Here is a 21,593-nt window from a genome sequence, read left to right as displayed (position 1 = left end):
TTGATGGTTGATGCGCGCAGCTAGTTAACTACGCAATTTCTGTATTCCTGTCATCGCAATAAGTGCAACAGCGCCAGCAACGACACCAAATAAGCCATTAAGAATACTTGGCGTCAGCACAGCAAACACAGGTCCAACAACACCAATGGCAGCAACCGCTTGTTCAGCATGGTGGATTTGCTCGCCGACTAGGTGTAGGCCATGAGTTAAAATCCCACCGCCCACCATAAACATGGCTGCCGTGCCAATAATCGTTAAACTTTTCATTAATACGGGAGCTGCGCTCAATAAACCAAAACCTAATTTACGGTTCATTTGAGTTAATACAGAGGCGCCTTCACGTTGACTCAAGTACAAACCCGCATCATCCATTTTCACAATTGCCGCCACTAAGCCATACACGCCTATGGTCATGACTATCCCAATGACAGCTAACGTAAAAAACTGTGTTGATAGGGATTTGTCCGCCACGATACCAAGGGTAATGGCAATAATTTCCGCCGATAACACAAAGTCGGTACGAATCGCCCCTTTGACTTTTTCGGCCTCGTAGGCGGCGAAATCTTTAATCTCAGGTAACTCATTCTCTACTTGGGTTTCGTGTTGTTGCTGGCCTTTTCTATGGCTATAGCTGTGATGCAGTTTTTCAAACCCTTCGTAACATAAAAACAGTCCACCAAACATTAATAAAGGGGTGACAGCCCAGGGAATAAAAGCGCTGATAAGCATTGCTGCTGGCACTAAAATCAACTTATTACGGAATGATCCCTTAGCCACCGCCCACACTACGGGTAATTCACGATCGGCGCTTACGCCCGTCACTTGCTGGGCATTGAGGGCTAAATCATCCCCCAGTACACCCGCGGTTTTCTTTGCCGCTACTTTACTCATTACCGCTACGTCATCCAAAATCGATGCGATATCGTCGAGTAAGGTTAATAAACTCGCGCCTGCCATGCTAAATCCTCAATAAATCATTCTGCTTTTGCCATAGTAACTTAGTTAGATTAGTTGCGTATAGCGAAATGCTTTCCAACTTAACTGCTTAAGTTACTTACGTTATTGGGACTGGTTGCTAATGTGAAAATGCCAGCAATCTAGATCACACCCACGGTGGAATTGCGCCACATTATTTATAGGAAAAGAGTATACTAAGCCCAGAATTTTTTACTCATTTGCCGTTACAGGATGTCAACATGACTCAAGATGAAATGAAAAAAGCTGCCGGTTGGGCCGCACTTAAGTACGTTGAAAAAGACAGCATTGTTGGTGTTGGTACGGGTTCGACTGTGAATCACTTTATCGATGCACTGGCGACCATGAAAGCCGATATCGAAGGCGCAGTCTCTAGCTCTGAAGCATCAACTCAGAAAATGAAAGCGCTGGGTATTCCCGTTTATGACTTAAACAGCGTCGATCGTTTATCTGTCTATGTGGACGGAGCCGATGAAATCAACGACCGTATGGATATGATTAAAGGTGGCGGCGCGGCATTAACTCGCGAGAAAATTGTCGCGGCAGTGGCTGAGAAGTTTATCTGTATCGTGGATAACACTAAGCAAGTCGACATACTAGGCGAATTTCCACTACCCGTAGAAGTCATTCCGATGGCACGCTCTTATGTGGCGCGTCAACTCGTTAAACTTGGCGGCGATCCTGTGTACCGTGAAGGCGTTGTGACCGATAACGGCAACGTGATCCTCGATGTGTACAATCTTAAGATCCTTAATCCAAAAGAATTAGAAAGTCAGATCAATGAGATAGTCGGTGTAGTGACTAACGGTCTGTTTGCCAAACGCGGTGCGGATGTGTTACTCGTTGGCACCCCTGATGGCGTAAAAACCTTTACCGCCAAATAAGTTAAGCGTTAACACTCACATCCCAGTCACACGGCTGCAGATGTAAAAAACACTGTCAAAATACGCTGTAAAAATGCCAGCCACTTTTTTCAAAGGGCTGGCATTTTTTATGGTTCTTTTTAGGGTTCAATGTTATCTGACTCAGCTGCCCATCGCAGACAGCCTATATCAAGCTCTTGGCTTACCAAGCTCTGGCGACTAGACCTTTTAAGTAGAATCCTTCTGGGAAGGCGCTACCGATAGGGTGATCGCTCGCTTGGCTTAAGCGTTCGATAAACTGGATTTCACGTTTCGCATCGAGCGCAGCATCGGCCACGATTTTTTGGAACAGATCCGCAGGCATTAATCCTGAGCAAGAGAAGGTCAATAACACGCCACCCGGATTCAACAACTGCAATGCAATCATATTGATGTCTTTATAACCACGGCAAGCCCCGTTTAACTGTGCCTTGTTATCGGCAAACTTAGGCGGGTCGAGCACAATCACATCAAAGGTTTTGCCTTCATCACGGTACTGGCGCAGCAACTTGAACACATCGGCTTCGTTGTAATGCACATTGTCATCACTCAAACCGTTCACTTGCATATTGAGACGCGCTGTCGCCAAGGCGAGAGAAGACACATCGACGTTTTCAATACTGGCAGCGCCTGCTTTCGCAGCGTACAGACCAAAAGTCCCCGTGTAACAAAAACAGTTCAATACCGATTTATCTTTGACAAAACGGGCGGCAATGGCGCGGTTATCACGCTGATCGAGATAGAAGCCTGTCTTATGGCCTTTAATCACATCGACGGCGATCTTGATGCCGTTTTCTTCGATAATCACTGGCATTTCTGGCAGAGTGCCATGCAGTAAACCGGTAACAGGCAGCAGGCCTTCTTTCTTACGGGAATCCACATCGGAACGCTCATAGATAGCACAATCTGGATATTGCTCAGCCAATAGCTCAACTAAGGTATCGCGCCATAAATCAGCACCTGTGCTCAGTAACTGGCACACCAGCACATTGGCATATCTGTCGATGGTGATCCCAGGTAAACCATCGGACTCAGCAGCCACTAAACGGTAACCCGTTAAGCCTTGCTCGCGGATTAGATCGTTACGGCCGATTTGCGCCCGCTGTAAACGTCTGGCAAAAAACGCGCGATCAATTTCCTCTTCGCGATCAAAAGTCCAAATCCGCACTTGAATTTGCGACTCAGGCGACCAAGCACCACGACCTAACCAATGACCATCATGCGCGACCACATCGACTGTCTCACCCGCTTCAGGTTTTCCCTTAATGTTATGAATAGCATTGGAAAATACCCAAGGATGGCGACGCTCGAGTGACTTCTCGCGGCCGGGTTTAAGTTTGATTCTGATAGCCATAGTTGCCTTTAAAAATAGGGCCGCCACTAAAAAAGGGCTGCTGTCTAAAAATGGGAAACGGATGATATACCCAATGCCACCTAAGTGCGAGTACCGAACACGCCGAAGCGCTTATTTACCATCATCCACGGGTGGCCGATCATACCTTATTTTAACGGTTAATTCTGAATGATATTCATGCGAAATGATGTTGGAATGGTTAATGAAACAACGCTAACAAAACCGTAAAGACAACTGACATGATTTGAAATAAGACGAATTAATCAGTAAACACGAGAACTTAGCTACGTAGCGCTAACTCAACAATGACGGGCGCATGGTCAGTACTGTAGGCGTCGCGTTCATATTCAGGTCTGATTAAGTGTCTATCGCAGGTCTGATAATCTACGACTTGCGCTAAACTGCGGCCATGGCTCGCATCAAACTCACTCGAAAGCAAAATATAATCCAGCACTGAACCTTTAGGGCCATAGTAATGGGTCGCCGCTCTGTGTTCCCTATGGTAAGCGGTATTACCCGTCAAACTGTCCCTCAAGTTCGCTTCAATAAATAACTCATAGGCATCCTTAAGTTGATACTGAGCAAACACCGCCGCTAACGCCGCATCCGATAAATGCCCAAGGCCAGCGGCTTTAATGTCATTACTGTGGATACTCTCGCCCTGTATCATTAACGCATCTAAGGCGCCCATTGTCAGACTGTCATTAAAGTCCCCCATCACGATAACGGGATGTTTAGATTCTTGCCTGCGTACCAATATGCCATTGAATAATAATGCTGCTTCTGCGCCGCGCTGCATGGTAGATGCCCAGCGGCCTAAGGCTTGCTCTGTGAGTAATTGGGTTTCTGAATGCAGTTTCATGCTCGCTGCGGGAGCCAAGTTATCTAACCCAAGTGGCTGATGTTCGAGAGGTTGATGTTCAAGGGACTGATGTTCAAATAGCTTAGGTTCAAGTGCTAATCCGGCGCGTTTTGACTTAAAGTGCACCACATAATAGTCACACTTGCCGATATGTGGCACTTCAACGGTTGCGCGCAGCACCTTACGGCTAAAGGCAAATTCACTCGATAATCCCATGGCTACCACTAAACGCGCATCAGGTTCGACATTGCTGATTTCCACTATGGGATACCGGGAGGCAAGCGCGACCACAGGGCTACGATAAATGTAATCACTGATAAGAGTTGGCTCATCAACGACCGCAAAATACCCTAGACCTTGCTCGCGAGCGATTCGTTTGAGCGGTTCAGGGCTAAACACTTCTTGAAATCCCACAATATCGGGCTGGCGATGTGCGAGAAACTCACTCAACCACTGACACTTTTTCTGCCATTGCCCATGGCTATAGATATTTTCAAAATCATAGTAAGCCAAAGGCGGCTCAATAAAGTTAAACAGATTGATACTGGCGATCTTGATATTCGCGGTGCACTTATGATCGATAGGTGCAGCTATTGATTCCAACTCATCGATATTGTGTGCCACAGCTTAATACCCCCAAAATCTGAATACAGCAAACTCTCTTAATCTGACTTAATCTGAGTGAGCACAATGACTCACCGCAGGCACGACAAGGGTATACCCGAAGTGCGCTAATGCCAAATCCCCTATTATGGATAAAGTGTTAACTCATCTCTGGCGACTCAAATACAGCTTACTGAGATAAGTCATACCGTTAAAAACCACAATTCAATATCACAGTTAAATCCGGCAACAAAAATCAACCGCTACCCGCAAAAAAAACAAACAATCACACAACAATGATTAGTACACAAAACCATCAGCACTCCCAACAAAATCACGCAAGCCCAAGAATGGTCATAAAATTAACTTTTACTTAAAGTGTAAATTCAAACAAAAACATATGTAATAACATGTGCGGTTGACTTTACATTTCAGTCCCTTAGAATGTGGCGACTTTAATCATTGCGGAGACCCACTGTGGGCACACACATAAGCGACAGTAGATGCCCTGTCCAAAAGACAGGATTTAACGCCTAGCACTAGCCCGCAATATTTGCTGCTACCTGCTAAGCAGGGTAGTAGTGTGAACCATTCTTCACTCAGCCTCCCCCAAAATATCAATCACAGACAATAAGCCTGAGCCTATGGCTACGCTTTAGCAATTCCAGCATTTTGCTGGGGTTCGGTTATGTGTATTTATTGCATCTCAAAGCAAGTTTTTTGCCTCAGTGGACTTCGTTTTCCCTATGGATTTACATCTATGGGTTTACATCTGAGGAGCCTAAATATGGCTTACATAAACAACACATCAATTTTGCGATCTTTATCCTGTGCAAGTATCAGCTTGTACTACAGCATGAGTGCGGCGGCATCCCATCTCGAAGTAGATGATCCCGCCCTCGCGGAGCGCTGTGAATTAGAAATGGGCTGGCAACAACCTAGGTCGGATCATGCTCGCCCACAATTAAACGCGGCCACGACTTGCAGCCGCAATCAATGGGAATGGCATTTAGGATTAGCGTCCAATGCCAATGACGATATTCGTGAGGAGCAAGCAGAAGTCGGCATTAAGCTACCGCTCAACGTAAACTCCCACTCAGATCCAGAGCAGCAACAGGATGATTGGCACAGCGCACTGGTAATCAACTTGCAGAAAAACCTCGATGCCAGTAACGAATTAGCCACCGAAGTCTTCGGCATTTTTGGTAAAACCTTAGGCGATTCTGATGTCAGTCTCTATGCCAATTTAGGTTTTACCCATGAGTTTAATCAATCAACCCAATTGCTTGTGGGTATCGCGGCGGCGTATGAACTCAGTAGTCACCATCGCGTGATAGCCGAGATTTATCAAAAAGAATTGAGCGAGACTACCTATCAGTTTGCTTATCAACACTCGCCGCAACAACAGCTACAGCTGGAATTGAGCTTAGGCAATGCCCTTCGTGGCAACGCGCTGCAACTTGGCGCAGACATCACCTTTTACTTTGGTCACTAGATCGTTGAGAGAATGAACTATGAACATGAATAACAGCACAAACAACACTAAAAAAATCATCCATAACCTGCAAATGATTATCGAGCAACGCAGTGCCAGCGCCATGGCTGAATTAGCCGAAAAACGCCACCCTGCCGATATTGCAGCCGTATTTAACGTCTTTAATCAAGCTCAACAAGTCCTATTATTGCAACTGGCCTCACCTAAGGTTTGCGCCAATTTGTTTCGCTATCTGACCGATGAATTGCAAGCCAGCTTAGTACAGCAATTAGATAAAACTACGCTATCTGCGCTGCTGGTTCACATGGCTGCAGATGAACGTGCCGACCTCTATAATCTGCTCGATGAAACCCAGCAAGCGGCGATTTTACCTGCGCTAGCATTGGCCAAACGGGAAGATATGCGCACCCTCGCCGCCTATGATAAAGCTAAAGTCGGCGCGGTCATGACCTCGGATTACACATTACTGAATAGCCGCCATACTGCGGCAGAAGCCATCGATACTCTGCGTACTGAAGCGGCTGATAAAGAAACGATTTATCAAACCTATGTGGTGGATATGTTAGGCCGCTTAATAGGAACTGTATCATTAAGGCAGTTATTGCTGGCGCAGCCGCACGAGCGAGTGGTCGACTTTATGAAACCCGACCCCGTCGCGCTCGATGCCAATGCCTTTCGCGAAGAAGCGGTGCAGATGATCGCCCATTACGACTTAATGGCGCTGCCAGTAGTCAATGGCAAAGGCCAGCTCGTCGGTATCGTCACCTATGATGATGCTATGGATATCGCCAGCTCACAGGCGGATCTTGAGTTCACAAAAACTGCGGCCATCGGCAATATTGACCATAACCTTAAAACTGCCAGCATAGGCTTACTTTACCGCAAGCGCGTGGTTTGGCTGGTAATCTTGGTTTTTGGTAATATTTTCTCGGGAGCGGGGATCGCCTTCTTCGAAGACACCATTGCCAGTTATGTCTCTTTAGTCTTCTTCCTACCTCTGCTGATAGATAGCGGCGGCAATGCGGGCTCACAATCGTCGACCTTAATGGTACGCGGCTTAGCCACAGGGGAAGTGGTTCTCAAGGATTGGTTATCTATGCTAGGGCGCGAGTTATTTGTCGCCGGATTATTAGGAGCCAGCATGGCAGCGGCAGTGTCCTTGCTAGGATTTTGGCGCGGCGGACCTGAAATCGCGCTGGTTGTGGCACTCACAATGCAAATTGTGGTGATTATTGGCAGCTTGATTGGTATGTCTCTGCCTTTCTTACTGAGCAAGTTAAAGATGGACCCTGCAGCCGCGAGTGCGCCACTCATCACCTCCATCGCCGATATCATAGGTGTACTCGTGTATTTCAGCATAGCCACTGTGGTGCTCGACTTACCTATGCCATAGGCCTCAAAGTGAACCAAGCTAAGTTAACCTTAGCGTGGTTCACTTATCATTCGATAGTGCTAACCCATTTATGACAACGCATAAAAGCTTCAATAACCTTAAAAAAATTAAGAATAAAGCTTAAAGATCAGTTAATATTTCCATACCTGAATCGTTTTACTTTTTATTAACATTGCAGTATTTACCGCTGAGCCCAGTCACAGTAAGTCGATAAGCAATAGTGATAGTCCTAGCGACTTGAGAGGTTTTATATGTGGTTTAATTCCCAGCTCAAAGCTGAAAATCAGGCGCTTAAAGAGCGACTCATCCAACTAGAACGCCAACACCAAAATGAAATAGATGAACTGCGTGGCATGATCCGTGAAAATGAGACCATGCAGCAACAGTCGCGCCAAAATGCAGACCACTACACTGAAGTGATCGCCTGCCAAAACCAAGGCGGAGATATGCTTAATGCCGTGCGCGAAGGCTTAGCCAGCAGTGCCGAATTACTCTCTGCGGAAAAAGAATCACTGTCTGAACTCAATCACGTTTTTGATCAAACCCGTGTGGCCATTGCCAATTTAGGCACTAGAGCGACTTATATTAATGATCAAGCATCGAACAGCATGAAAGCTGTCACAGAACTCGATGCTACGACCTCTTCAATCAATCAATTTGTTGCGGCAATTCAAGGAATTTCAGAACAAACAAACTTGCTGGCATTGAACGCCGCCATTGAAGCCGCCCGTGCAGGCGAAGCAGGACGAGGGTTTGCTGTGGTGGCCGATGAAGTGCGCCAGCTTGCGAGCAAAGCCCATGAAGCCAGTAGCCATATTGAAAAGCTCGTGAAACAAATCGTCGCGCAAGCAGCTGAGATTAAAGAAATTGTTCATAATAATCAAAGCAGTGCCGTTGATGTAGCCACCTCCTCAACCCAAATTGGTCAAGTCGTTGAAGATGTCCTGCAACGCTCAAAACAAATGCAGCACGTTATCCATAACGCAGCCACAGCGTCATTCTTGAATACCACTAAGCTCGACCACGCAGTCTGGAAAAGTAGCGTTTATCAATTAATTGAAAAACCACAGCATAACCACAATGTGAACTCACACACTGAGTGCCGCCTAGGGCAATGGTATTTCAAAGGATTTGGTGCCGAGAATTATCAGCATTTAAGTAACTTCAAAGCATTAGATGCACCACATAAAGTGGTACACGAGGCAGGAAAAGCGGCGCTCAATGCGAGACAAAAAGGTAATTTGCCTGAGATGGTCAAACAACTGCACTCAATGGAAGACGCCAGTATGCGTGTTGTGCATTGCATTGATAACCTTATGCGAGATGTATATCGAGCGTGATATATAGGCACAGAAAGATAAGCTATCACCCATAAATAAGCCTACCTAAGAGCGCCATACAAGCGCTCTTTTTTTATCTTTCAAAACGGTATAGTAAATTTAATCTTAGAAAATGAACCCCTAGCTATACTTGATTTAAACACAGCCTTCATCTTTAATCGTTTCAAGAGCAAGCAGTGAGACTCAATTATAACATTCTAATTTTTAGGGTTATTAATGAAATTAGTCACAAGTTTATTGTTATCACTCACCCTTAGCAGCGCAGTTTCTCTTCGCGCGCAGCCGCTCAACATCTATACCGAAGAATGGTCACCAATCAGCTTTTCTGTCGATGGCAAACCCGATGGTTTAGCTGTACAGGTAGTACAAGAAATTCAAAAGCGCATAAACAACCCAGATCCAATCAAGGTCGTACCTTGGGCTCGCGGCTGGAAAATGCTGACCGAGCAACCTAATACTGTGTTGTTTACTATGACGCGCACAGCAGAAAGGGAGCAAATGTTTACTATGATTGGGCCTGTTGCTGTCGGCACGACTAATTTTTATGCCTTAAAAAATAGCGGTATAAAAATAACCACTATAAATGATGCAAAGACGGCTAAGGCAATTGGTGTCTATCGTGCCTCGGTGGAAGAACGCCTATTGCTCGAACTGGGATTTACGAATGTTGCGGCCTCATCCGAACCCTTATTGAGTGCAAAACAATTGATGAAGCAACGTGTCGATCTTTGGTGTAATGCCAATCTCACCGCGCCGAGTATTCTGTCGGATGCGGGCGCGAGCATTGATGATGTAGAGTCGCTCTTCACGATTAGTGCTAATCATCTTTACATTGCCTTCTCACAAGGCACGCCCAATGATGTGATCGAACAGTGGAAAAACAGCCTAGAAGCGATAAAAGCAGATGGCACCTTCGCAACGATTTACCGTACTTGGCTCCCCAACGATGCGCCGCCCATGCAAACCGAACGTATCGGGTTTAGCAACTAAACCCATTGCTCTAAATTCTACGTGCTAAGTGATGAGTGCTGAGAGCTAAACTCTATTGCTCTTTTAAAAGCGCTTAAAAAGGACACTCACAAACCCAGTCGATACGCTCACCCGTGATAGGATGATTAAACGCTAAGCGGGTCGCATGCAGCATTAATCTGCTGCTCGTCGTATTAGTGATATCAGCTTCATTTGCATCAGCCTTATCAGTCACGCACTCACCCACGCCGCCGTAGAGATCGCACCCCAGTATTGAGTGACCCAATTGCTGACTGTGGATCCGCAGTTGATGAGTGCGACCAGAAACAGGGGTAAATTCGACCCGCGTGGCGAAAGGATCGGTTAATCGTTCCAGCACCTGATATTCACTGATCGCAACTTTGCCTGTGCTATGGCAAATCTTTTGTAGCGGGAAATGGTCACTATCTTTAGCAATCGGCAGATTAATCACCCCGCTGTCAGCGGCTAAATGCCCGTGCAGCAAGGCGGTATAACGCTTTTCAACCGTGCGCGCCTGAAACTGTTTTGTCAGCAAACCATTCACGCTTTTATTCAGCGCCACCAGCATGATGCCCGAAGTGCCAAAATCGAGTCTGTGCAACAAAGTGGCCGTCGGGAAATCCTGCACTAAACGATAATGCACTGAGTCGAGATTCAGCGGATTCTTCCCCGACAGACTCAATAATCCGCTCGGCTTATCAATCAGTAGAATATCGTTATCTTGATAGAGTACGCGTATTTGCCCGAGGCAAGGCGGCGCAATAAAAGTATCAGCTTTGGCAAGGCTATTGGCAGATGCAGACATAGTTTTCAGGCTACCTAAATGGGCAATAAAATGAGTTAAGTCATACTCAAACAAGCTGAACAACTCAATAAAACAAGCTAAATAAAATAGACCCAATAATTCAATAGAACAGATACAGGCCTAAATAATAAGGCCGCATAACCTAAGTTATGCGGCCCTCTAATTAACAACATTAACGCTATAGCTTATTTAGCCAGTACGCGCAGATGCAGTTCTTGTACTGACGTCACGTTAGTACGGTCATCGGCGGCATGGGCCATACAAGTGGCGAATGCAGCATTCATGGTCGTCGTGTAGTTAACTTTGTAACGCAGTGCACCGCGGCGCAATTGACGAGAATCTTCAATCGCTTGGCGACCTTCGGTAGTGTTCACGATATAAGTGTATTCACCATTCTTGATGCGATCGAGAATGTGTGGACGCCCTTCGTGTACCTTGTTCACTAAACGTGGGTTGATACCCGCTTCGCCTAGGATAACCGCAGTACCATGAGTCGCATCGATTTGGTAACCGAGCTCAATTAACTTAGCCGCTAAATCGGCAACGCGTTTCTTATCGCTGTTACGCACAGACAATAATGCACGACCCGACTTAGGCACCTCAGAAGTCGCACCTAACTGCGCCTTAGCATAGGCTTCGGCGAACGTATCGCCCACGCCCATGACTTCACCGGTAGAGCGCATTTCAGGGCCTAACAGTGGGTCAACACCTGGGAACTTATTAAATGGCAACACCACTTCTTTCACTGAGTAGAAAGGTGGGATCACTTCTTTAGTGAAGTTTTGCGACGTTAAGCTTTGGCCAGCCATCACACGCGCGGCGATCTTAGCTAAAGGCACACCCGTTGCTTTGGACACGAATGGCACTGTACGGGCAGCACGTGGGTTAACTTCAATCATATAGATTTCGTTATCTTTCACGGCGAACTGTACGTTCATCAGACCGACAACACCGAGTTCCATCGCCAACTTGCCGACTTGAACGCGCATGCGATCTTGGATTTCTTGGCTTAGCGTGTAGGGAGGCAGTGAACAACCTGAGTCACCAGAGTGAACACCCGCTTGTTCGATATGCTCCATAATCGCGCCAATCACCACGATTTCACCGTCACATACTGCGTCGATATCCACTTCAATCGCATCATCTAAGAAACGATCGAGCAATACTGGCGACGCGTTCGATACGCTCACGGCTTCGTTGAAGTAACGCAGCAAATCTTGCTTGTCGTAAACGATTTCCATCGCGCGGCCGCCCAGTACATAGGATGGACGCACAACTAGCGGATAACCGATACGCTCAGCGGCAATCACAGCACCTTCAACCGTAGTCACGGTATCATTTTCAGGCTGCTTCATCTCTAAGCGTTGAATCGCTTGCTGGAAACGCTCACGGTCTTCGGCGCGGTCGATGGCATCTGGGCTAGTACCAATGACAGGTACGCCAGCAGCTTCTAAGGCACGGGCCAATTTCAATGGCGTTTGACCACCGTACTGCACGATAACGCCCTTTGGCTTCTCGATACGGACGATTTCTAATACGTCTTCCAGTGTGACGGGTTCGAAGTACAGACGGTCTGAAGTGTCGTAGTCGGTTGAAACGGTTTCAGGGTTACAGTTCACCATGATGGTTTCATAACCGTCTTCACGTAGCGCTAACGCCGCGTGCACACAGCAATAATCGAACTCAATACCTTGACCGATACGGTTTGGCCCGCCACCTAACACCATGATTTTGTCACGGGTCGATGGGTTAGCTTCACATTCTTCTTCATACGTTGAGTACATGTAAGCCGTGTCTGTTGCAAACTCAGCCGCACAGGTATCTACACGCTTATAGACTGGGTGCAGGTCGAACTTATCACGCAGCTTACGTACTTCGGCTTCGTTCACGCCTAATACATCGGCCAGACGCGCATCGGCAAAACCTTTACGTTTCAGTTTGCGCAGTAAGTCGATATCCAGACCCGCCAGACCCGCTTCAGCAACAACACCTTCGAGCTGAACCAGCTCTTCGATTTGCACGAGGAACCAAGGGTCGATATTGGTCAGTTTAAAGATTTCATCTAAGCTCAGCCCCGCACGCATCGCATCGGCTATGTACCAAATACGGTCGCAACCAGGCTCTTTCAGCTCGTGGCGAATACGCGACATCGCCTCAGGTTTAGACATGTCTGTGACAGGATCTAGACCGTTACGGCTAACTTCTAAACCACGTAATGCTTTTTGCAGTGACTCTTGGAAAGTACGGCCAATCGCCATCACTTCACCCACAGACTTCATCTGTGTGGTTAAGCGATCATTGGCGCCGGCAAACTTTTCAAAGTTAAAGCGTGGCACTTTAGTCACAACGTAATCGATAGCAGGCTCGAATGATGCTGGCGTGCGACCGCCAGTGATGTCGTTCATCAGCTCATCAAGGGTGAAACCAACCGCTAACTTAGCGGCGATTTTCGCAATCGGGAAACCCGTTGCCTTTGATGCTAATGCTGAAGAGCGCGATACCCGTGGGTTCATCTCGATGATAACCATACGGCCATCTTTCGGGTTGATGCCAAACTGTACGTTCGAACCGCCTGTCTCAACACCAATCTCACGCAGTACGGCCATAGAGGCGTTACGCATGATTTGGTATTCTTTATCAGTCAGGGTTTGCGCGGGTGCAACTGTAATAGAGTCTCCCGTGTGCACGCCCATAGGATCGAAGTTTTCGATGGCGCAGACGATAATGCAGTTATCGTTGCGGTCACGGACCACTTCCATCTCGTATTCTTTCCAACCGATCAGTGATTCGTCGATCAGCAGTTCACTCGTTGGCGATAACTCTAAGCCCTGTGAACAGATCTCTTCGAACTCTTCCCTGTTGTAAGCGATACCGCCACCCGAGCCACCCATAGTAAAGGATGGGCGGATAATACAAGGGAAACCCACTTGATCAAGTACGCCATAAGCTTCGTCCATATTGTGGGCAATGCCCGCGCGCGGACAATCAAGACCAATACTTTTCATCGCTTTATCAAAGCGGCTACGGTCTTCAGCTTTATCGATAGCATCGGCAGTCGCGCCAATCATCTCGACGTTAAATTCTTTCAGTACGCCTTTGGCTTCAAGTTCTAATGCGCAGTTCAGTGCGGTTTGGCCGCCCATGGTTGGCAGAATCGCATCTGGGCGTTCTTTAGCAATAATGTTACGGACCACTTCCCAGTGAATCGGCTCGATATAAGTGGCATCGGCCATTTCTGGATCAGTCATAATGGTGGCAGGGTTAGAGTTCACCAGAATGACACGGTAGCCTTCTTCACGCAGCGCTTTACACGCTTGTGCGCCAGAATAGTCAAATTCACATGCCTGACCAATCACGATTGGGCCGGCGCCTAGGATAAGAATACTCTTTATATCTGTACGTTTTGGCATTGCTTCTCTCTTCTCCTAGCTAGCGTACTACTTGGCGTTCTGACGGTATATGTCGATTAGCTCGATAAAGTGATCGAACAGCGGGGCGGCATCGTTCGGGCCAGGGCTCGCTTCAGGGTGACCTTGGAAGCTGAACGCGGGCTTGTCCGTCAGATGGATACCTTGGAGTGAACCATCAAACAGCGACTTATGCGTCACCTTAATGTTGGCGGGTAAGGTCGTTTCATCGGCAGCAAAACCGTGGTTTTGGCTGGTGATCATCACGTTACCTTTCTCGATATTGCTCACTGGGTGGTTTGCACCGTGGTGACCAAACTTCATCTTCAAAGTTTTTGCACCTGAGGCCAGCGCGAGTAGCTGATGACCTAAACAAATACCGAAAATCGGCGTGTCGGTTTTCAGAATTTGTTGAATCGCTTCAATCGCGTAATCGCATGGCTCTGGATCGCCAGGGCCGTTCGAAAGGAACACACCATCGGGATTCATCGCTAACACTTCGGCAGCTGAAGTTTTAGCAGGCACTACGGTGACGTCACAACCGCGGTCCACTAACATGCGCAGAATGTTTTGCTTAACGCCGTAGTCGTAGGCTACTACTTTGTATTTAAGCTCATTTGCTGGCGTATCTTCTGGTAAGCCGCCCACTAAACGCCAGCTACCTTTACGCCATGGATAGGCAGTTTTAGTCGTGACTTCTTTAGCGAGATCCATGCCTTTTAAACCGGGGAAAGCTTTGGCAGCGGCGAGCGCTTTTGCTTCGTCTAAGTCTGCACCTGCCATAATACAACCGGCTTGAGCACCTTTTTCACGGAGAATACGAGTTAACTTGCGGGTATCGATATCTGCTATGCCAACGACATTGTTCGCTTTGAGATAATCACTTAAGCTTTGTTGATTACGGAAACTACTTGCGATGAGCGGAAGATCACGAATGATAAGACCACAAGCGTGAACCCCATCGGATTCAATATCTTCATCATTGGTACCAGTGTTGCCTATGTGTGGGTAGGTTAATGTTACAATCTGGCGTGAGTAGGATGGATCAGTTAAAATTTCTTGGTATCCTGTCATGGAAGTGTTAAAAACAACTTCACCAACAGAGAGACCATCGGCACCAATTGCTGTGCCAGAGAATACAGTTCCATCTTCGAGTACGAGTAAGGCAGACTTTGTCAACGCGACCTCCATAAAGAGCCAAGCCACTGAAATATAATGTTTTTATGTTATGTTAAGATACCAATTTCCGCTAATTTACGAAATTTTGACAAATTCCAGCGAGTTTACAGTAAAAACGCGAAACCGTCCACCCACTGGTAACTGGGTGCAAAAAAAAACGCCATATCGGCGTTTTTAATATTAATGCAAACCTAAAACCTGCTGCATATCATACAAGCCCGGCTTTTGCTCCACGAGCCAGTGAGCGGCACGCATAGCACCATTAGCAAAGGTCATACGACTCGAAGCTTTATGGGTGATCTCTAAACGCTCACCGATATCGGCAAACATAGCCGTGTGTTCACCAACTAAATCACCAGCACGAATAGTCGCAAAACCGATAGTTTCACGGTCACGTTCACCCGTGATCCCTTCACGGCCATATACGGCACATTTTTCAAGATCGCGACCTAAAGTCTTAGCAATCACTTCACCCATTTTCAGGGCTGTGCCCGACGGCGCATCTTTTTTGTGTCTGTGGTGGCCTTCGATAATTTCGATATCCGTGTAATCACCCATGACTTCGGCAGCCAGTTCGAGTAATTTCCACATCAAATTGACACCCACAGACATATTCGGCGCCATCACGACCGGCGTTTGCTCGGCAAAGGCATTGATCTGTTCTTTTTGAGCATGATTGAAACCCGTTGTGCCAATCACCATAGCTTTCTTATGGCGAACACACCAATCTAAATGGACAATACTGGCGTCTGGCGCGGTGAAATCGATCAACACATCAAAATCATCGGTCGCATAATCGAGCGAATCCATGATCATGACGTTTAATTTACCCACACCAGCTAACTCACCCGCATCCACACCCACTAAACTTGAGCCTGCACGCTCAATGGCGGCACCCAGTAAAATATGGTCGTGATTGTAGGCCGCTTCAATAAGAGTGCGTCCCATACGACCACCGGCACCGACGATTGCCACTCTCACTTGTCCACTCATTTCAATCTCCTCAATCTTTCTTTGTATTCCATAAGAAAACGCCTAAGACAGGCTTAGGCGTTTTTTCAATATTAGATGATATCTAATAATTCAACTTCGAATACCAAAGTTGAATAAGGAGGAATCGATGCCCCCGCGCCGCGCTCACCGTAAGCTAAGTGATGTGGCACAAATAATTTCAACTTAGTGCCTACTGGCATCAGTTGCAGTGCTTCAGTCCAGCCAGCGATAACGCCAGAAACTGGGAACTCAGCAGGTTGGCCACGAACTACAGAGCTGTCGAACACATCACCATTGATGAAAGAACCATGGTAGTGAGTACGAACAGTATCTTCGTAAGTTGGAGTAGCACCGTCACCTTGGACTAATACTTCGAACTGCAGACCAGAGTCAGTCACAGTCACGCCATCACGCTTAGCATTTTCAGCTAAGAAGGCATCGCCTTCAGCAGACGCAGCAGCAGCAGCTTGCTCTTGAGCAGCTTGAATACGACCGCTAATTTCAGTGAAAGCAACTTGCAGATCTTGCATAGACACAGCACTTTCTAAACCGGCAAACGCATCGGCTAAACCCGCTTGAACGGCTGGAATATCCACACCATCAAAAGAATTGGCGGCCAGTTGCTCACCCATTTGACGGCCTACACCGTAGCTTGCTTGCTGTTCAACAGTACTGAATTTATCAGACATAATTAACGACTCTCAATTATCAGTGGAATTTTGCGCGCCAGTTTACCATAGTTCAGCGAGCTATGCTGATAAACTGACTGCTTATTTAACTAAGGAGGCTTTTTTACACACTTATTGCGTATTTATCCAAAAGCATAAATAGGTTAAGGACACATATCTCTGCGCAAACGACGGCGAACACTCACCAAACGGGCACTTAGATCTTAAATAGACTTCAGCTTATTTCGGCGCCACACATTGATTCTTCACCTGCGCTTTAGCACTGGCATAAAGTGGCTGCATCTGTGCTTGCAATTGTTGTAGCTGAGCAATGCGATTACTGTTCGATGGATGGGTCGATAATAACTCCGGCCCTTGGCTACCGCCCACCTTCGACATATTCTGCCATAACTCAACACTCTGAGCCGGATTGAAACCCGCTCGAGCCATTAACTCTACGCCCATGATATCGGCTTCGCTCTCTTGGGCACGGCCAAAGGGTAAGATCACCCCCACCTGAGCACCGAGTCCCAATGCCGACATATATAAGTCGCGATTCGACACACCACTCGCCCCTAGCGCTGCATCGGCAATCTGCATTCCAACGCCCGTTAACTGTCCACGGGAAACCTGCTCATTACCGTGCTGCGCCAACACATGCGCGACTTCGTGACCGAGCACAGTAGCAAGCTGATCTGGTCCCTTAGCGACCTTAAGCAATCCGGTATAAACCCCAATATGCCCACCCGGCAGAGCAAAAGCGTTGACTTGTTCTGAGTCAAACAAAACCACATCCCAGCGCTGGGTTTGGTCCGGCAGCACTGCGGTAATACGATTAGCGACACAATTGACGTATTGCGTCAGCTTTTTATCACTACTCACTTTTTGCTGTTTTTTCATTTCCTCGAAGGAGGAATCGCCCATCTGCTGCATTTGCGCCGCTGAATACAACAAGGTCTGCCCTCGCCCCGTTGGCGATTGCGTGGTCGCACAGGCCGATAATCCGAGCGCGACCGCCATACCCACTAAGCCTAAACGCATTGATTTCATGTGGCACTCCTTAAATCCCATGACGGGCGTGAAGATCTTTGAGCCAACACGGGCTCAACTAATGGAAAGATTTTACTGAGATAGACAAGATAAGCCAAATAGAGAAACACTGGCGGCGCGCGTTAGCGATACTTTGCACCTAAAAGGAATTAATACTCCTCCTTTAACAAGGCATAGACGAACTCATCGCCCCACGCGCCTTTAAAGAAGATGTTTTTCACATGATGGGCTTCACGCCTAAAGCGGAGTTTTTCGAGTAAGCGACAGCAGGCAAGATTTTGTGCATCGGTGATGGCAATAACTCTATGCTTATGCAATTCAATAAAGAGGTAATCCAGCAATGCGCTGACGGCCTCAAAAGCCACATGTTTACCTTGATGTTCAGGCGCAATCGTAAAGCCAATTTCCACCTGCTGCTCATCAATAAAGTGCAGCGCCAGATCGCCAACTAATTGGGTCGGTCTTGTTCCCAACGCGCCAGTAACAATCGCAAGCTGAAACCAAGTATCAACCGCACCAAATTGTGCATAATCCATCTTCTCGAACAACGCGAGTGCATCGCTATAGCTGTAATCCGTCCAGCTTTGATATTTAGCGACCTTAGGGTCGGCTCGATAGGCGGTAAAAGCCTCAAGATCCGCTCGCTGGAATGGCCTAAGTACAAAGTGCTCGGTCGTTAAACCGTTATTCACCACTTTATGAAGTGCTTTGCTTAACGCCAATGTCGATCCCATGACTTAGCTCCTTAATGTAAATAAGTCACTAAGTTACACCCAGAGCGAAAGTGATAACAGCGGCCAATGCGCTTTATTCTGTTATCTGTTTAGTGATTGAGGCACGCCAAGCTCGAACGCTATGAATAGCTTCAAGCTCAGCGCTTACCTTTAAACTCTTTAGCGCTGTGCTTATTGATGCTACGGCGATTCGCCTGTTTATCCCGTGGTGGTCGCTTACGCTCAGCTTTTCCCTCAGTGGCGCCATCAATGATTTTTTCACTCGGCTTATCCGTTACCGGAAAGTCAGCCAATAATGCCAGCGGTAACTCCCGCGCGGTTAAACTGCGGATCGCCGTTAAAGTTACCATTTCACCGTGGCACACGAGGGAAATCGCCAGCCCTTTTTCGCCAGCGCGCGCGGTGCGGCCAATGCGGTGCACGTACACAGGCGCACTCATGGGCAAATCCAAATTGATGACGACAGGCAAGGCATCAACATGAATGCCGCGCGCCATCAAATCTGTCGCCACTAATACTTGGATCCGATTGGCTTTAAAGTCGGCCAAGGTTTGGCTGCGCACGGTTTGCTCTTTTTCACCGTGCAGCGCGGCGACTTTCATCCCCGCTTTGGCGAGTCGTTTAGCGACGGCATCGGCATCATCACGGGCGCTGATAAACACCAACACCTGCGGCCATTGATACTGTTTTAACAGCGCAATCAATGCCTGTGCTTTGCTGCCCTTGTTGACTAAATAGAGCTGTTCTTCGATTTCACCAACCACTGAATTCACCTTGTGAGCTTCGACCCGTAGCGGCTTATTCACCAGCAGTTTGCCCGCCAATGTATCCAAAGCCTCGGGCAAGGTGGCAGAAAACAACAAGATTTGCTTAAGCTTAGGCATAAACGCCATCAGCTTTTGCACATCGGGCCAAAACCCCATTTCCAACAGGCGGTCAGCCTCATCCAGCACAAGATGTTTTATCGAATCGAGGCTGACGTGGGCCTGTTTACATAAGTCCAGTAAACGTCCTGGGGTTGCCACTAACACCTGCGGCTTGGCTGCAAGTTCGGCTAATTGGTCTTCCAGCGCGACCCCGCCACACAGAAGCTGAATGTTCAACGAAGTCGATAACTGACTCGCCACTGTTTGCAGCGCCTCAGTCACTTGCAGCGCTAATTCCCGTGTAGGCACCAACACTAACGCCAGTGCATTTAGAGACTGTACAGACTTAGTGCTCTGCAACTGTGTTTGCTGTTGCAACAAAATTTGTTGTAGGAGTGGCAAACCAAAGGCTAAGGTTTTCCCGCTACCAGTTTGTGCTAAGGCTAACAAATCCCGTCCTGCAAGAATGGCCGGAATCGTGAGTTGCTGTACCTTTGTCGGATGTTTAAGACTTGCAGGCAAGGCCTTAAGTAACGCCGAATTTAAGCCAAGCTCAGCAAAAGTTAACGACTCAGGGGAAGAAGAAAGCTCGGGAAAGGTCATCACAGCACCGGATCAAAACATGGGAGCGAAAGTTTACTGAGAGTTGCCTTTGAATACCAATGTTGTTTCGGCTTTTACGCAAGCCTTGGCCAGTTTGCAACGGTACTCTTTACAACGGTACGGTTTGCAACAATACAGTTACGGCATTTGCGTTACGCCACTAAGAAAGTCTAGTTTGAAACTTTGTTTGAATTTCTAAACCAAAGGTCAAATCAATAACCGACCTAAAGAGAATCAACTGCAACCCCCTCTTGGATCTCCCCTGCCGACAAGGTTCATGTCTAACGGCCAGTTCGCAGGAATAGGTGAATTCCTGTCGCTTCGGCGTTCGTGGTGTATCTTAAAAGAGACTCCTGCCGCATCTTTCTTATGTGCGTAAAGTTAACGCAAGTGATGGGATGGTAGATTTTAATCCCACAGCTTTCATGAGCGCTTATGGTAGAATCCCGCATAATCAGCTTTATGAATGTGCAACACAACTCATTTGTTTAACTGAGCGTAGTGGAACACTACCGTGATTAACTAAATGAGGAGAACAGATTATGAGTAAGTTAAATGCCGAAGAACGTAAAGCCCGCGATAACGCCCGTTTTTCACAACGCGTCGATGAGCGCCGCACAAAAGGTGAAGACGTCGTCGCCTACGTACTAGGCAACAAGCTCGCGTTTAAGTTTCTGACTAAACCAGAGAGACACGAATTTAAACAAAGAGAAGCCGCACTTGAAGAAGAAGCCAAACTTAAAAAGCAACAAGCGTTTCAGCTGAAAACCGAGCAAGAGTTAGAGAAAGCCGAAGCCGCATTTACTGATACAGAAGAGTAACCTCTCAAAAGAGCCATTGATCATCATTGATGGCTCACGCTCAAATACCTATCTTTATAAACAAGAGTCTATGACGATAGGTATTTGAAGGTATCAATGGTTAAATACCGCAAAGTAAGATAAATCTGATTTATAGTCTATCAAACTCATCAAGCATCTCTTTTGGTAGCCTCATACCTATGTTGTTGCATAAATATCGAAGAGGATCATCCATGCGTCGAAGTAAAAAGAGCAACTCTTCCATCATTTCAGGATTTTCGCCAAATTTATGTCTAGTTTTACCAAAAAACTTTAGGAATTCTCGATATCTAACAACCAATTCTTCTAATGCAGCCGGATGAATACGTTCTTCTATAATACGTTCCTCCATTGATCTTTTACGCAACCTACTATCCCTATTTAGCCTATCCAAAACATGCTCGAAATAGTCCACTGGTAAGAGTGTAGTGGCACACTAATTTTGGCCACCTAAATAGAGGTGATATTATTACCTCGTAGATGACTTTAGGTGAAAACATGAGATCGACAACCAGAAAAACATTTAGTGCTGAAT

The 21,593-nt window shown here is 47.0% G+C and carries 18 protein-coding genes; 6 read left to right on the top strand and 12 right to left on the bottom strand.

The genetic code is table 11. The annotated features are described in order from the left end of the window. Positions 1–24: 24 nt before the first annotated feature. The gene (locus KO537_RS12915) at positions 25–957 is read right to left on the bottom strand and encodes a DUF808 domain-containing protein (RefSeq protein ID WP_105251669.1); all 933 of its coding nucleotides are present in this window, start codon (positions 955–957) and stop codon (positions 25–27) included. Between the two features lie 239 nt (positions 958–1,196). Between KO537_RS12915 and rpiA the strand changes: the two genes are divergently transcribed. Then, the gene (gene rpiA, locus KO537_RS12910) at positions 1,197–1,859 is read left to right on the top strand and encodes a ribose-5-phosphate isomerase RpiA (protein ID WP_028761507.1); all 663 of its coding nucleotides are present in this window, start codon (positions 1,197–1,199) and stop codon (positions 1,857–1,859) included. Between the two features lie 181 nt (positions 1,860–2,040). Here the strand turns inward: rpiA and KO537_RS12905 are convergent, their stop codons facing one another. Together KO537_RS12905 and KO537_RS12900 are read right to left on the bottom strand one after the other, a co-directional pair. Next, positions 2,041–3,231: a class I SAM-dependent methyltransferase gene (locus KO537_RS12905; RefSeq protein WP_011788387.1), complete on the bottom strand. Its 1,191-nt coding sequence runs from the start codon at positions 3,229–3,231 to the stop codon at positions 2,041–2,043. A 280-nt stretch (positions 3,232–3,511) separates the two neighbouring features. After that, positions 3,512–4,717, bottom strand: a complete 1,206-nt coding sequence (locus KO537_RS12900) for an endonuclease/exonuclease/phosphatase family protein (RefSeq protein WP_219234611.1) — start codon at positions 4,715–4,717, stop codon at positions 3,512–3,514. A 766-nt stretch (positions 4,718–5,483) separates the two neighbouring features. Here KO537_RS12900 and KO537_RS12895 point away from each other — a divergent pair. From KO537_RS12895 to KO537_RS12880, 4 genes are all read left to right on the top strand, one after another. Continuing rightward, entirely contained in the window at positions 5,484–6,191 is a 708-nt protein-coding gene (locus KO537_RS12895; protein ID WP_173243190.1) for a hypothetical protein, read from the top strand. Between the two features lie 19 nt (positions 6,192–6,210). After that, positions 6,211–7,584: a magnesium transporter gene (gene mgtE / locus KO537_RS12890; RefSeq protein WP_173243187.1), complete on the top strand. Its 1,374-nt coding sequence runs from the start codon at positions 6,211–6,213 to the stop codon at positions 7,582–7,584. Positions 7,585–7,835: 251 nt separating this feature from the next. After that, positions 7,836–8,924, top strand: a complete 1,089-nt coding sequence (locus KO537_RS12885; RefSeq protein ID WP_219234610.1) for a methyl-accepting chemotaxis protein — start codon at positions 7,836–7,838, stop codon at positions 8,922–8,924. 216 nt (positions 8,925–9,140) lie between these two features. Beyond that, a complete protein-coding gene (locus tag KO537_RS12880; RefSeq protein WP_198571775.1) occupies positions 9,141–9,914 on the top strand; it encodes an ABC transporter substrate-binding protein in 774 nt (257 codons plus the stop codon). A gap of 73 nt (positions 9,915–9,987) precedes the next feature. On the opposite strand, the gene KO537_RS12875 is transcribed toward KO537_RS12880, so the two are convergent. From KO537_RS12875 to KO537_RS12840, 8 genes are all read right to left on the bottom strand, one after another. After that, positions 9,988–10,719, bottom strand: coding sequence for an RluA family pseudouridine synthase (locus KO537_RS12875; protein WP_219234609.1), 732 nt, complete (start codon positions 10,717–10,719; stop codon positions 9,988–9,990). A 185-nt stretch (positions 10,720–10,904) separates the two neighbouring features. Beyond that, positions 10,905–14,129 carry a carbamoyl-phosphate synthase large subunit gene (carB, locus tag KO537_RS12870; RefSeq protein WP_105251663.1) on the bottom strand — a complete coding sequence of 1,075 codons (3,225 nt, stop codon included), beginning with the start codon at positions 14,127–14,129 and terminating at the stop codon, positions 10,905–10,907. A gap of 27 nt (positions 14,130–14,156) precedes the next feature. After that, positions 14,157–15,317 (bottom strand): glutamine-hydrolyzing carbamoyl-phosphate synthase small subunit, encoded by a 1,161-nt coding sequence (gene carA, locus KO537_RS12865; protein ID WP_113941188.1) that lies wholly within the window; start codon positions 15,315–15,317, stop codon positions 14,157–14,159. 168 nt (positions 15,318–15,485) lie between these two features. Beyond that, on the bottom strand, positions 15,486–16,298 hold the full coding sequence (gene dapB / locus KO537_RS12860) for a 4-hydroxy-tetrahydrodipicolinate reductase (protein ID WP_105251661.1): 813 nt from the start codon (positions 16,296–16,298) through the stop codon (positions 15,486–15,488). 71 nt (positions 16,299–16,369) lie between these two features. Continuing rightward, positions 16,370–16,987, bottom strand: a complete 618-nt coding sequence (locus tag KO537_RS12855) for an FKBP-type peptidyl-prolyl cis-trans isomerase (RefSeq protein WP_006083907.1) — start codon at positions 16,985–16,987, stop codon at positions 16,370–16,372. Between the two features lie 219 nt (positions 16,988–17,206). After that, on the bottom strand, positions 17,207–18,016 hold the full coding sequence (locus KO537_RS12850; RefSeq protein ID WP_028759303.1) for a M48 family metallopeptidase: 810 nt from the start codon (positions 18,014–18,016) through the stop codon (positions 17,207–17,209). Between the two features lie 149 nt (positions 18,017–18,165). Beyond that, a complete protein-coding gene (locus tag KO537_RS12845) occupies positions 18,166–18,750 on the bottom strand; it encodes a GNAT family protein (protein ID WP_131523201.1) in 585 nt (194 codons plus the stop codon). 137 nt (positions 18,751–18,887) lie between these two features. Further along, positions 18,888–20,219 carry a DEAD/DEAH box helicase gene (locus KO537_RS12840; RefSeq protein WP_131523200.1) on the bottom strand — a complete coding sequence of 444 codons (1,332 nt, stop codon included), beginning with the start codon at positions 20,217–20,219 and terminating at the stop codon, positions 18,888–18,890. Between the two features lie 542 nt (positions 20,220–20,761). On the opposite strand from KO537_RS12840, the gene KO537_RS12835 reads away from it, so the two are divergent. Continuing rightward, a complete protein-coding gene (locus tag KO537_RS12835; RefSeq protein ID WP_173243176.1) occupies positions 20,762–21,040 on the top strand; it encodes a DNA polymerase III subunit epsilon in 279 nt (92 codons plus the stop codon). A gap of 130 nt (positions 21,041–21,170) precedes the next feature. Here the strand turns inward: KO537_RS12835 and KO537_RS12830 are convergent, their stop codons facing one another. Then, positions 21,171–21,425 (bottom strand): hypothetical protein, encoded by a 255-nt coding sequence (locus KO537_RS12830; RefSeq protein ID WP_219234608.1) that lies wholly within the window; start codon positions 21,423–21,425, stop codon positions 21,171–21,173. Between the last annotated feature and the right edge of the window lie 168 nt (positions 21,426–21,593).

The organism is Shewanella sp. NKUCC01_JLK, assembly GCF_019345615.1.
Taxonomy (GTDB): Bacteria; Pseudomonadota; Gammaproteobacteria; order Enterobacterales; family Shewanellaceae; genus Shewanella; species Shewanella oncorhynchi.
The sequence above is the reverse complement of the archived record's forward strand: the minus strand, read 5'-3'. Positions and strand labels throughout refer to the sequence as shown.

Coding starts and splice junctions, on each gene's coding strand:
- KO537_RS12875 (WP_219234609.1), bottom strand. CDS start 10,719: ATGTCTGCATCTGCCAATAGCCTTGCCAAAGCTGATACTTTTATTGCG.
- carB (WP_105251663.1), bottom strand. CDS start 14,129: ATGCCAAAACGTACAGATATAAAGAGTATTCTTATCCTAGGCGCCGGC.
- KO537_RS12905 (WP_011788387.1), bottom strand. CDS start 3,231: ATGGCTATCAGAATCAAACTTAAACCCGGCCGCGAGAAGTCACTCGAG.
- KO537_RS12840 (WP_131523200.1), bottom strand. CDS start 20,219: ATGACCTTTCCCGAGCTTTCTTCTTCCCCTGAGTCGTTAACTTTTGCT.
- KO537_RS12845 (WP_131523201.1), bottom strand. CDS start 18,750: ATGGGATCGACATTGGCGTTAAGCAAAGCACTTCATAAAGTGGTGAAT.
- dapB (WP_105251661.1), bottom strand. CDS start 16,298: ATGAGTGGACAAGTGAGAGTGGCAATCGTCGGTGCCGGTGGTCGTATG.
- KO537_RS12855 (WP_006083907.1), bottom strand. CDS start 16,987: ATGTCTGATAAATTCAGTACTGTTGAACAGCAAGCAAGCTACGGTGTA.
- KO537_RS12885 (WP_219234610.1), top strand. CDS start 7,836: ATGTGGTTTAATTCCCAGCTCAAAGCTGAAAATCAGGCGCTTAAAGAG.
- rpiA (WP_028761507.1), top strand. CDS start 1,197: ATGACTCAAGATGAAATGAAAAAAGCTGCCGGTTGGGCCGCACTTAAG.
- mgtE (WP_173243187.1), top strand. CDS start 6,211: ATGAACATGAATAACAGCACAAACAACACTAAAAAAATCATCCATAAC.
- KO537_RS12895 (WP_173243190.1), top strand. CDS start 5,484: ATGGCTTACATAAACAACACATCAATTTTGCGATCTTTATCCTGTGCA.
- KO537_RS12915 (WP_105251669.1), bottom strand. CDS start 957: ATGGCAGGCGCGAGTTTATTAACCTTACTCGACGATATCGCATCGATT.
- KO537_RS12835 (WP_173243176.1), top strand. CDS start 20,762: ATGAGTAAGTTAAATGCCGAAGAACGTAAAGCCCGCGATAACGCCCGT.
- KO537_RS12880 (WP_198571775.1), top strand. CDS start 9,141: ATGAAATTAGTCACAAGTTTATTGTTATCACTCACCCTTAGCAGCGCA.
- carA (WP_113941188.1), bottom strand. CDS start 15,317: ATGGAGGTCGCGTTGACAAAGTCTGCCTTACTCGTACTCGAAGATGGA.
- KO537_RS12850 (WP_028759303.1), bottom strand. CDS start 18,016: ATGAAATCAATGCGTTTAGGCTTAGTGGGTATGGCGGTCGCGCTCGGA.